At 40.4% G+C, this 13,279-nt stretch carries 8 protein-coding genes; all 8 read left to right on the top strand.

The features are described from left to right. Positions 1–82: 82 nt before the first annotated feature. The 8 genes from G4420_RS18320 to G4420_RS18285 all read left to right on the top strand — a co-directional run bounded on the left by G4420_RS18320 (position 83) and on the right by G4420_RS18285 (position 13,227). On the top strand, positions 83–2,632 hold the full coding sequence (locus G4420_RS18320) for a kelch repeat-containing protein (protein WP_163325393.1): 2,550 nt from the start codon (positions 83–85) through the stop codon (positions 2,630–2,632). Positions 2,633–2,935: 303 nt separating this feature from the next. After that, positions 2,936–3,904, top strand: coding sequence for a family 43 glycosylhydrolase (locus G4420_RS18315; protein WP_204273740.1), 969 nt, complete (start codon positions 2,936–2,938; stop codon positions 3,902–3,904). Between the two features lie 46 nt (positions 3,905–3,950). Continuing rightward, on the top strand, positions 3,951–5,057 hold the full coding sequence (locus tag G4420_RS18310; protein WP_163325392.1) for a Gfo/Idh/MocA family protein: 1,107 nt from the start codon (positions 3,951–3,953) through the stop codon (positions 5,055–5,057). A 29-nt stretch (positions 5,058–5,086) separates the two neighbouring features. After that, positions 5,087–7,342 carry a glycoside hydrolase family 3 N-terminal domain-containing protein gene (locus tag G4420_RS18305; RefSeq protein ID WP_163325391.1) on the top strand — a complete coding sequence of 752 codons (2,256 nt, stop codon included), beginning with the start codon at positions 5,087–5,089 and terminating at the stop codon, positions 7,340–7,342. A 15-nt stretch (positions 7,343–7,357) separates the two neighbouring features. Then, a complete protein-coding gene (locus tag G4420_RS18300) occupies positions 7,358–7,792 on the top strand; it encodes a hypothetical protein (protein WP_163325390.1) in 435 nt (144 codons plus the stop codon). Between the two features lie 22 nt (positions 7,793–7,814). Then, positions 7,815–9,077, top strand: a complete 1,263-nt coding sequence (locus tag G4420_RS18295) for a glycoside hydrolase family 71/99-like protein (protein ID WP_163325389.1) — start codon at positions 7,815–7,817, stop codon at positions 9,075–9,077. A gap of 29 nt (positions 9,078–9,106) precedes the next feature. After that, a complete protein-coding gene (locus G4420_RS18290; RefSeq protein WP_163325388.1) occupies positions 9,107–10,390 on the top strand; it encodes a glycoside hydrolase family 71/99-like protein in 1,284 nt (427 codons plus the stop codon). Further along, a complete protein-coding gene (locus G4420_RS18285) occupies positions 10,387–13,227 on the top strand; it encodes a glycoside hydrolase family 31 protein (protein ID WP_163325387.1) in 2,841 nt (946 codons plus the stop codon). Before G4420_RS18290 ends, G4420_RS18285 begins: the two co-directional genes overlap by 4 nt. Positions 13,228–13,279 lie beyond the last annotated feature (52 nt).

The raw sequence follows: 13,279 nt of genomic DNA, 5'->3' as shown, positions 1-13,279 counted from the left end.
CGGTTGATGTTTCAAAACTATTTTTAGAACTCGGAAAATTTGATCCATTTTAATACATTTGGGTCTTTTAAACATGATAGATGTGAAATTATTACTTTGTGTAAATGTTATTTTTCTTTTGTTAGCAACGAAAATATTTGCGCAGAATGAACTAAACTCAGGTTTGTATTTTGCATCATCTGAGGTAGTACAAGACAAACGAACCTCATTAAATCTCACACCAGAAGAAGCTTTAAATTTAACCGGTGGATTTAAGCTGGATTTCGATATTCAGCTAAGGTTGGGAGATGGGTACTATGGCTATGTTTTCCGGATTTTTTCGAATGAAACTGAAAATTTCGACTTTATTGCAAATTATGCATCCGAAAATGAAAACTTTTCATTGATTTTTAAAGAAAAAATCTTGTGTACGTTTCGTTGGGAAGATGTACCTGATTTAGATTATAACAAATGGTTTCATGTTACTTTTCAGCTCGATTCCGAACAAAAATATGTTGAAATTAGTTTGAACGGGGTTTCGAAAAAGGCAGCTATCTACTTTGATGAGGATGATCGTTTTGATATTGTTTTTGGAATATCGAAAACCTCTCCTTTTCAGAGCACCGATGTATGCCCGATGACTTTAAAAAACATTCAGATTTATAACCATAACGATAAAATGGTCAGACACTGGCTGTTATCTAAACATACTTTCAACAAAACATACGATGAAGTAGAAGAAGCTGTGGCAGTAGTTGAAAATCCAAAATGGTTGATTGATGCGCATTTATCGTGGGAAGAAGTCAGGCAACTTAGCTTAAGCAATTTTTACGGCGTTGTTAGCAATGAAACGACAGATGAATTATTTTTTGTTGATAAAAACAGTATTCTTCGCTACGATTTGAATACCGGCAAGTTAGATAGCATTCTTTATAAAGGAGGCAGCCCGTATCGCCAAATGAATGAGAAACATGTTGTTTTTAATGCTTATACCAATGAAATATGGTCCTATAATCTCGACCAACAGGGAATAAGTAAATTCAGTTTTTCAAGTCAAAGATGGTCGAATGATCCGGTTCAAATGGACGAATCTAACTTTGGGCATCATAATAAAGTGATTTCGCCTGTCGATAGTTCGCTGTTGGCAATTCTTGGATATGGTTTATACCGTTACAACAGTACCGTTTTTAATTATGATCCTCGAAATAATTCCTGGAAAAAATTTGACAGATGTGATCAAATTGAACCGCGTTACCTGGCTGCTGCCGGTTTGCTTAACGCTGATACTTTATTAGTATTTGGAGGATATGGAAGCAAAACCGGTAGGCAGGAGTTAACTCCCGGTGCCTACAACGACCTGTATTCGCTTGATCTTAATACTTTGCATTTCAGTAAAATGTTGGATTATACGGCTCCGGAATTTCCTTTTGTGCCTGCTGAATCCCTAATCATTGACGATGATTCCACGGGTTTTTATACCCTTATTTTTGATAATTCAAAATACAGTTCGATCATCAAATTGGCAAAATTTGGTATTTATGAGCCTTCCCAATTTATATATCCAGACTCGATTGTGTTTGACTTTCAGGATACCGATTCATGGTCGTACCTCTATTTAAATAAAAAATTACGAAAGTTATTTGCAGTTACCACAAACAAGTCAGATGTTAAGATCTACTCGATGGCTTATCCACCGCTTGTTCCGGATGATGTGTTTCAGAAAGTGAAAGCTAAAAATAATCCTGTTGGTAAAAATAAACGAATCATTTTGTTTGGATTAGCACTGATCGTTATGATTGTGTTTCTGGCTTATGTCAACTCTAAAAGAAAACGTAAAAATGTTGTAATTGAGGAGAAAAGTTCGGAGCCTGTTTCCTACGAACAACAAATGTTTCGGAGGGTAGAAAAGATTAAAAAATCATCGGTTCTTTTTCTTGGAGGTTTTCAAATTTACAGTGATTCAGGGGTAGATATTACGTCGGATTTTTCGCCAATGCTGAAACAGTTGTTTTTAATGATTTTCTTCAATACCGTTCATCGCGGAAAAGGAATTTCATCAAAAAAGCTTGATGAAACTTTATGGTTCGATAAAACGGAGAAAAGTGCCCGAAACAATCGCAACGTAAACATTAGCAAACTAAGAAATGCAATTGAAGAAGTTGCAGGTCTGGAAATCGTTTATGAGAACTCGTACTGGAAGCTGAAAATGTCATCGAACATTTATTGCGACTATTTGCACGTTTTGAATATCACAAACAGATCAGAAGACGAACATCTGGATTTGAAAGATATTGCCACACTTTATGGATTGCTGGATAAGGGAGAATTACTTCCTAATTTGGAGATTGACTGGATAGATTCGTACAAAGCACAATTTACTAATTCTGTGGTCGATTTTCTGGTGAAACTGCTTTCACGACAAGAGATAAAAGGTGATAAAAAGACATTGCTGCATATTGCCGACTGTATTTTCTCTCTCGACTCGCTTAATGAGGATGCTTTGATCGTTAAATGTCAGATTCTTCACAAGGACGGAAAGGGAAGTGTTGCTCTTCACTCTTACAATTCTTTCTGTAAGGAATATCAAAATTTACTCAACTCAGAATTCCCTGCATCTTTCAAAGATGTTTTGGCCGGCAACACGGATTCCTGAGTTATTTATCCTCAAAAAATGTCCCATTTTTCTTCCTTCGATAATTCAGGTAACCTTTGATTTGGATTTTTGATCTGTCAGTAATCTATAGCACATGTAGCAGAATTCTCTCTCTTGAAAATCTTTTCAAGTTGTTTCTATAAGTGAGATTCAAAGGATTCTTGCCAATTAACTCCTACTTTTTTTCAGATCTAAAAAAATTAATTGAGCTGTTTGCTCAAAATTAATGCATTTGTTAATCCTTGCAGCCTTTATTTGAGCAATAATTTTTAAAACCGACTATTCAGTAAATATCTTATTTGTATGAAGACCAATAAGTTTGATTGTTCAAAGTTATCTGTATCGCATTATTACATAACATTCGGATCTTTTTTAATGCTGTTTTCAATAGTGTTAAACCCTAGTGGTGTATTCGCGCAAAAAAATCCATTTATAACACATATGTACACCGCCGATCCATCTGCACATGTTTGGGACGATGGCCGTTTGTATGTATACGCATCGCATGATGTAGATCCGCCACGCGGCTGCGATTTGATGGATAAGTACCACGTTTTTTCTACCGATGATATGGTGAACTGGAAAGACCATGGCGAAATTTTACGTTCGGAGAACGTTGAATGGGGACGTCCCGAAGGTGGTTTTATGTGGGCTCCCGACTGTGCATTTAAAAATGGTGTTTATTACTTTTATTATCCTCATCCAAGTGGAAACGACTGGAATAAAACCTGGAAAGTTGGTGTTGCAACGAGTAAAAGTCCTGCAAAAGATTTTAAAGATCAGGGATATATAAAAGGTGTTGGGGGTTTTGCTATGATCGATCCGTGTGTTTTTATCGACGACGATGGACAGGCTTACTTTTATTACGGCGGAGGCAGTAAATGTGAAGGCGTTAAGCTGAAAGATAATATGATGGAGCTCGACGGAGAACTCCAGCAAATGGAAGGACTCGAAGACTTTCACGAAGCCACCTGGGTTTTTAAAAGAAATGGAATCTATTATTTGACCTATGCCGACAACACCCCGGGGAATAATCAACTTCGTTATGCTATGAGTAAGAATCCGCTTGGACCATGGGAATATAAAGGTATTTACCTTGAACCAACCGGTTGTGACACTAGTCATGGCTCGGTAGTAGAATACAACGGTCAGTGGTATGCTTTTTACCACAACAAATCAATTTCAGGTCAGGGTAATCTTCGCTCGATTTGTGTCGATAAGTTGTATTACAACGAGGACGGAACAATCCAAACTGTTCTTCAAACTAAATAGGGTAAATAATTGTGAAATGACCAAGAAAATGAAAACCATCTGAAATATGAATCTTAAATTGATATTGATTGTACTGTCGCTAATGACAACTATTCCTGGCTACGGACAGAAAGTTGTTCGCCTTGCAGTTGCTGGAATGACACATGGCCACATTTCGTTCATTTTAGGCCGTCCTGATAAGGGCGATTTTGAACTGGTTGGCGTTTGTGAACCCAACCATGAATTGGCCATTAATTTATCAAAACGATATAAGTTTTCCACCGAACTGATTTATTCCGATTTGGAAAAAATGCTTGATGAAGTAAAACCCGAAGCAGTTGTCGCATTTGGATCAATCTACGAACACTTGGCCGTCGTAAAGTCCTGTGCTCCCCGTGGGATTGATGTAATGGTTGAAAAGCCGTTGGCAGTAAGCATGGATCATGCAAAACAGATGGCTGCCCTTGCAAAAAAATATAACATTCACCTGCTAACCGATTACGAAACTTCGTGGTATCCAAGTACTGCAAAATCATTTCAATTGGTAAACGATAAAAACAATGTGGGCACGGTGCGTAAAGTGGTATTTCACGATGGGCATCGGGGGCCAAAAGAAATCGGTTGCGACAAGTATTTTCTCGATTGGCTTACTGATCCTGTTTCAAACGGCGGTGGCGCTATTGTTGACTTTGGCTGCTACGGAGCAAATTTAATGACTGCTTTAACCAAAGGCGAAACTCCGCTTTCGGTAACTGCTGTAACACGCCAGTTAAAGCCCGCTATTTATCCAAAAGTAGACGACGATGCAACAATTGTGGTTTCTTATCCCGAATCGGAGTGTATTATTCAGGCTTCGTGGAACTGGCCTTTTAACAGGAAAGACATGGAAATATATGGCACCGACGGCTACATTTTTGCCGATAATAACCATGATATGCGTATTCGTACCAGAAATACAGGAGACGAAATAGCACTAAAAGTAACAGCAAATGATATCGCTGTTTACGAAGATCCCTTTGCCTATTTCTACGATGTGATTACTAAAAAAATCAGTCAACCTCCTTACGGACTTTATTCGCTTGAAAACAATGTGATGGTTGTAAAGATTCTTGATGCAGCCCGTCAATCGGCAAAAACAGGGAAAAGCGTCAAGATAAAACCGACTAAAAAATAGAATATTAACAATAAGGCCATTAAACCAGTATGACTAAAATTAGGTATGTATTTTACATTGCGCTAATAGCTCTATTTGCGTGTACCACCAATAAAAAATCAGAGATTGAAGGATATAGAAATTCATTTTTACCAGTGGATGAAAGAGCCAATGATTTACTCAACAGAATGACCGTTGAAGAAAAAATTGCCCAAATCGATATGTACTGGGGAAAAGAGATTGCCGATATGGACGGCCACGATGCCATAGCCTATTCAGAAGAAAAAATTTCGAACATGATAGGTTTGGTAGGAGCAGGTTCTATTCATGACTTGTATCCGCTGGATGTTGAAATCGCCAATAAAATTCAAAAATACATGATTGAGAAAACCCGATTGGGAATCCCGGTCATGTTTATCGAAGAAGGCCTTCATGGGTACTGTGGTAACGGAAGTACAACTTTCCCCATTCCATTGCAACTGGCCAGCGCTTTCGATACAACGCTGGTACGTAAAGTCGGCGAGGTTATCGGTACAGAAGCCCGTGCACATGGAGTTCATATGATTTTGGCTCCGGTAATCGGGCTAGCGCGCGATCCGCGCTGGGGACGTGTTGAAGAAACTTACGGCGAAGATCCATACCTGACTGCCTTAAACGGAACTGCAATTGTAAAAGGTATGCAGGGGAAAGGACTCGACCAGCCCAATACTGTAATTGCTGAACCAAAACATTTTGCTGTACACAGTGTGCCTGAGGCAGGAAGCAATATTGCAACAGTTTTTATAGGCGAACGCGAAGCCCGCTCAACTTTCTTGTATCCATTTGAAAAAGCGGTAAAAGAAGGAAAAGCCAAAGGAATTATGGCGGCTTATCACGAGCTTGATGGTGTGCCATGTGTTTTTAACGATTGGTTGATGAAAGATGTTTTGCGCGACGAGTGGGGTTTCGACGGTTTTGTTCTGTCTGATCTTGGAGCCATTCGAATGACTGTAAATAGTCACAAAGCTGCAAAAGATACTGCCGATGCTTTAGCGCAAACATTAAAGGTCGGGCTGAATATGCAATTCTATGATTTTGCGCACGAAAGTCTTATTGAAGGTGTAAAGGAATCATTGCAAAACGGGTCGTTAACAGAAAAGGAATTAGACGCAGCTGTTCGCGATATTCTTCGTGTGAAATTCATGTTGGGTTTGTTCGAAAATCCGTACATCGATCCGAGCCTTCAGAAAACTGCATTTCATACTGAAGAAAGTCAGCAACTGGCACTGGAAGCTGCGCAGAAAAGTATTGTTCTTTTGAAAAACGATGGTGCTGTTCTTCCCGTAAAAGACAAAAATGCACGTATTGCCGTAATTGGTGAATTGGCTGAAAGTACCTATCCGGGCGGTTATACCAATCCCGACAAAGAAGGAATTTCTATCCTTGATGGTTTGAAACAACGTATTGGTGTTGGACAAAGTGTTCAGTTTGCACAGGGTTACGATCTTGAAAAAGATGAGCCTGGATTAAAGCTGGAGGCTGTTAACCTGGCAAGAAAATCGGATGTTGCAATTGTGGTAATTGGCGAAAATGTAAAAGTAGTTGGCGAAGGAAAAGATCGCTCTGCAATTGATTTGGATGCCAACCAGGTTGAACTAATTAAGGCAATCTATGCGACCGGAAAACCTGTTGTTGCGGTTTTGTTTAATGGTCGTCCGTTAACAATAAACTGGATTGCAGAAAATATTCCGGCCGTAGTTGAGTCATGGTTTTCAGGAGAAAAAGGTGGGCTCGCGATTGCCGATGTGCTTTTGGGGAATGTAAATCCATCGGGAAAACTTGCAATTACGTTCCCACGCTCGGTTGGACAGATTCCTTATTACTACAATCACAAGCCTTCGTCGCAACACAATTATGTCGATGTTTCAAACAAACCGTTGTATGCGTTCGGACACGGTATCAGCTATACAAAGTTTGAATACAGCGATCTTAAAGTTCAGCCTGAAACAATTTCCCCTAACGAAGAAGCAACTGTGGAAGTAACCGTAAAAAATACCGGAGATATTGTTGGCGATGAAGTGGTGCAATTATACATCCGCGACGAGATAGGAACAGTAACCACACCGGTAAAGGCATTGAAAGGTTTCGAACGCATTTCACTAAACGCAGGCGAAAGCAAAACGGTTCGTTTCAGAGTTGATCACGAAGCACTTTCGTTATGGAACCGCGATATGAAACGAGTTGTTGAACCTGGAGATTTCACCATTATGGTGGGAAGTGCATCGGATGATATTCGCTTAAAGACAGTGCTTACAGTTGAAGAATAGTCAAAAGGGATTATAATGAAAAAAGAAATAATCACGTCGTTCTACCAATGGATTTTATTGGCCGGAGTGCTGTTAACTGCGGTTGAATCGGAGGCAGTTACAAAGATTTTCGACGTAGGCGCGAGTGTTACTGAAGGAGTATTCAAAAAAGACTACAATATAATTTCCGACGAGCAATTACAGGCGTTTAACAACAGCCCGATTGATAAAGTTGATCAGATTGTAAAAGGAAATTATCCGATACTGATTTTATGTGCCGACGAAGATAAAGCGGCTTTGCCCGATGAAAATACGTTTCCTTTTGAAAAAAGAGTGAATGCTGCGGGTGGGGAAGTAACCGTAATGCATAAACCTGGTTTTGACCATCATTCACACAGTTTTCCAAATCCCGAACACATTGTGCGCTTTTTGCTCAATGCTTCAGGTTCTAATTTTCTTGCAAATAAGTAATTATCAATTCAATAAATTCCATATGAAAAAGAACACGTTTATTATAGCACTTTGTTTACTGCTTGTCTTTAATTGGGCATCTGCTAACAAACATGCCTCCGAAACAAAATATCCTTCATACAAAGGACTGATAATGGCAGGTTATCAGGGATGGTTCCGTTTGCCCAAAGACCAAATCATGTATCCGAACGAAAAGGAGGTGCGTATTGATATGTGGCCTGATGTGAGTGAATACAAAAAAACATATCCGACCGGTTTAAAACTAGCAGATGGTAGCACTGCCCGTTTTTTTAATTCAGCAGATCAAAGTACGATTGATACTCATTTTCGTTGGATGCAGGAATACGGACTGGATGGAGTTTTTATGCAACGCTTTTTTAGTGCTGCACGGCCAAATGCAAGCCACGGACATGCAACTGATGTGTTGAACCATGCTTTTGAAGCTGCATCGAAATACGATCGGGGCATTGCAATTATGTACGATTTATCAGGGTTGAGAAGATCGGGAGAAGATTGCTCGACGTTGATTGAAGATTGGAAATACCTGGTTGATTCGTTAAAGGTAACCAACCAGAAAGGCGAGAAAACATACCTGCATCACAATGGTAAACCACTTGTAGCCATCTGGGGAGTTGGTTTTCCTGATCGTCCGTATGACATCCGAAATATTGGGCTGGAACGTTTTATTGATTTTCTGAAAAATGATCCTGAATACGGCGGTTGTAGCGTTATGATGGGAGTGCCAACTTTTTGGCGAGATTTAAATGCAGACTGTATTCACGACCCTTATTTGCATGAACTAATAAAGCAAGTAGATATCGTTTTACCTTGGGCAGTGCAGCGTTTTACCCCGCTTTTGCATAACGACATGGATCGGTTCCGCGATCTCATTTTGGACGATATAAGCTGGTGCACAGCCAATAATATTGATTATGTGCCTTGTGTTTGTCCGGGATTTAGCTGGCATAATTTAAGTGTACACGAGTTTCCTGATGATATCAAACCATCAGGATCGATTCCACGTCAGGGAGGGCGTTTTTACTGGCAGCAAATGTCAACTGCTATTCGTTCCGGGGCCGAAATGATCTATGTGGCCATGTTTGATGAGGTGAACGAAGGTACTGCCATTTTCAAAGTAACGGATAATCCCCCGGTAAGCGAGTATTTGCAGTTTGTTGGTTTGGATGGTAAGCCGTCGGATCATTATTTATGGTTGACCGGTGAGGCTGCAAAAATGCTGCGTAAAGAAAAGCCTTTGGTTTTCACTCAACCCGAGAGAAAATAGCAGTAATCAGAAAACATAAGAATTATAAAATGAAACTAAGAATTAGCAAAAAGATAGGGATTATTGCAGGTTCATTTCTCTTCGTGAGCATTATAGCCTGTAGTAGTACAATTCCGGAGAATATTGAAAACGAAAGTGACGACCAACATTCAATGCGAAAAGGTTTGGTTATGGCTGGTTATCAGGGCTGGTTTAATACGCCTGAAGATGGTGAAGGCCGGGGATGGCACCACTACGAACGCCAGGGACGGTTTGAACCGGGAAATTGTACCATTGATTTGTGGCCCGAGATGACTGAGTACGAGAAGCAGTATGAAACGGCGTTTAAATTCGAAGACGGAACACCTGCAACCGTATTCTCACCAGCAGATGAAAGTACAGTTCGCCTTCATTTTAAATGGATGAAGGAATATAAAATTGATGGTGTATTTATGCAACGTTTTGTTTCCGAAATCCGCAACGAATCTGGGATGAAACACTTTACCGGAGTACTTGAATCGGCAAGCAAAGCGGCTTTGGACTACAACCGAACGATTGCAGTTATGTACGACTTGTCCGGGATTAGTTCAAATAAGATAGATATTGTAATTAACGACTGGAAAAACCTTTTGAAGAAATTTAGCTTTGGCGACAGGGAGAAATACTCCAATTATCTTTTTTGCAACAATAAACCGCTGGTTGCCATTTGGGGGGTTGGGTTCAATGATAACCGTAAATACAACCTTGACGATATTGAAAAGTTGGTAAAATTCATGAAGTCGGACGAAGGTGGTAGCTGTTCGGTTTTGTTGGGCGTTCCAACATACTGGCGCGAGTTTGGCAACGATTGTATTAAAGATGAGAAGCTGCACGAGGTAATTAAAATGGCCGATGTAGTACATCCCTGGTTTGTAGGCCGATTTAATGAGAACGGATACAACAGTTTCAAATCGCTTATCGGGAAAGACAAACAATGGTGCGATGAAAATGACTTGAAATATATGCCTGTAGTTTTTCCGGGATTTAGCTGGAACAACATGAGACCGGGAGCTCCAAGCAGCACTATTCCGCGTAACTCAGGAAGTTTCTTTTGGAAACAGTTAAGTGGTGCAGCAAACGAAGGTGCCGAAATGATTTATGTGGCCATGTTTGATGAGATTGATGAAGGAACTGCCATCTTTAAAACCGCAAAAAAAGTACCGGTAGGCGAAAGTAAATTTGTTCCAATTGATGCAGATATTCCCAATGATCATTACCTGTGGCTGACAGGTCAGGCAGCCGAAATGCTAAAAATTAAAGAAACACTTCCTACAGTAAAACCTGAGCAAAAATGATTAGTGAAAAATTACAAATAAATTCTTTTAAAAACAGTTGCCGCGTTATTGGAGTTGTTGCCTTGTGCTTTATGCTTGTGTTTACTTCGTGCTCAAAATTTACCTACGAAAAAAAAGATGATGGTATTGAGTTTCAGGTGAACGGGCAAACAAAGCGCGTGCTTTTTTACAACGATAACCTGGTGCGTGTTTCTTTGGTAAAAGCGGGGGTAAGCTTTAAAGATTCAAGTTTGGTGCTTATCAAAAAGGAAACATTTTCTGATTTCAATATTAAAGAAGACCGGCAAAAGTTGGTGTTAAATACGCCTGCGCTTTCGTTGTCGATAAATAAAACCAACGGTGTAATTACTTTCCGAAATTCAGATAAGCAAATTTATCTTTCTGAAAGTGAAACCTATTTGCCGCAAATCGCCGATACTTTGATTGATCAATCAACATACTATCATATCAAGCAAAGTTTTCAGATTAGCGACGACGAAGCTTTGTATGGGCTGGGGCAGTTTCAGAATGGGTATATGAATTACCGAAACAAAGATTTGTTGTTGATTCAGGCCAATAAAACTGCGCTTGTACCGGTTTTGGTTTCAACAAAAAAATACGGAATTCTTTGGGATAACTATTCGGCTTCTAATTTTCATGATGGTGAAGATGGCATGTCGTTTCGTTCGGAAGTTGCCGACCAAATCGATTACTTTTTTATCGGTGCCAAAACAATGGACGGTGTCGTCGCCGGTTACCGCACGTTAACAGGTAAAGCACCCCTTTTTGCGAAAAAGGCATACGGTTTTTGGCAAAGTAAGGAGCGCTATACGTCGTTTGATGAATTATCGGATGTGGTTGCTCGTTACCGTGAAAATAAATTGCCGATCGATAACATTGTGCAGGACTGGCGTTACTGGGGCGACAATCATTACTGGAGCAGCATGTATTTTAAAGGAAAAGAATATTCCAATCCGGAGAAAAATATTGAAAAGTTGCACAACCAACATGTCGATTTTATGGTTTCCATCTGGCCTGTTTTGGGCGATTCCTCTAAAATTTTTAAAGAAATGGCCGCCAAAGGTTTGCTTTACAATCAGGATCACTGGTGTGGCGGGAAAGTATACGATGCCTACAGCGAAGCTGGCCGCGGAATTTATTGGAAGCACATTCAAAACGGTTTGGCTGAAAAAGGTGTTGACGCTTACTGGATGGACGGTACTGAACCTGAATTTTCGGATACCAATGATCCCCGAAATACTGAGCGCGAACTTCTGAAAGTTGGCAAAACTGTTGCGGGGCCAATTGCAAAATACCTGAACACTTATGCGTTGGTAACAACCGATGGTGTTTACAGCCAGCACCGTGAGTACACCGATGAAAAACGCGTATTTATTTTAACCCGCTCGTCGTGGGCCGGGCAACAACGAAATGCTGCAGTTACCTGGTCGGGAGATATTTCGGCTAGCTACGATACTTTCAAAAAGCAGATAAGTGCAGGGTTGAATTTCTGTATTACCGGGGTTCCTTACTGGACACACGATATCGGCTCATTTTTTCCAACCAGTGCGGGTGGTATGTATCCAGGCGGAATCAACGATCCGGCTTACCAGGAATTGTATGTGCGCTGGTTTCAGTTTGGTGCTTTTACCCCAATCTTCCGTTCGCACGGAACCGGGACACCCCGCGAGGTTTGGCAGTTTAAAGACCGCAACCCTGAGTTCTACAATGCTTTGCGGAAAAGCCTGAATCTTCGCTACCAGCTTTATCCTTACGTGTATTCAAACGCCTGGCAAATTACGGCCAACGATTACACGCTAATGCGGGCGCTGGTGATGGATTTTCCGGATGACAAAGATGTTTATAACGTTCCAGATCAGTACATGTTTGGGGAATCATTTTTAGTTAAACCGGTTACCATCCCAATGTATTACGATCTTCCCCAAATGCCGAAATCGGTTCCTGCAGAGAATCTGTTTACTGCCGACGGAAAACAGGGGCTAAAAGTATCCTATTTTAAGGGAGAGAATTTAGAGAAACTTATTTACGAAGGAGTTGATAAAGAGATAAACCACAACTGGGGCGGCGGCGGATTGCCACCAGGCGTACCTGAAAATCACTTTTCGGTACGTTGGGAAGGTTTCCTGAAACCAATTGTAACAGGCGAGTATACGCTTACTTTTTCGTCGGATGACGGATGCCGTGTTTGGCTGAACAATGAGCTGGTAATTAACGACTGGAGTATACACGCAACCACTACTTTTAAATACAAGGTGAATTTAAAGGCCGGAGAAAAATACCCGATTAAGATAGATTATTTCCAGGGCGAAAACGATGCAATTGCCCGTTTGGGCTGGCAAACGCCTACTTCTGAAAAAACAGATGACGAACGTTCGAAAACCGTTTCAGTTTACCTTCCTGAAAGCAATGGGTGGTACGATTTCTGGACCAACAAATTCTATTCAGGCAAGCAAACAATATCCGGTGAATATCCGATTGATATTTTCCCATTGTTTGTAAAAGCCGGTTCTATTGTACCAATGACAACCGTTCAGCAATATGCTGATGAGGACCCGAATGCTCCGTTTGAAATACGTATTTATTCAGGAAACGATGCTTCTTTCACTTATTATGAAGATGAAGGAAACAACTACAATTACGAGACGGGTGAATACAATACCATCAGTTTTGATTGGAAAGAGCATGAGCGGAGATTGATGATTGGGGCAAGTGAAGGGAACTTTCACGGCTTTAAAAAAGCGAAGAAACTTAAAGTTGTACTGATTGATCCTGAAGCTTCAATTCAGGTGATAAAAGAATACGATTATACCGGCGATGCGGCAGTTGTCGTTTTTTAATGAAACGAAATCATCAAAGGACTGATAATTCGGAGAGTGTTTTGGTCTTAGA

Source organism: Draconibacterium mangrovi, assembly GCF_010586825.1.
GTDB classification, from domain to species: Bacteria; Bacteroidota; Bacteroidia; order Bacteroidales; family Prolixibacteraceae; genus Draconibacterium; species Draconibacterium mangrovi.
This window is presented reverse-complemented; position numbering and strand designations above follow the sequence as displayed.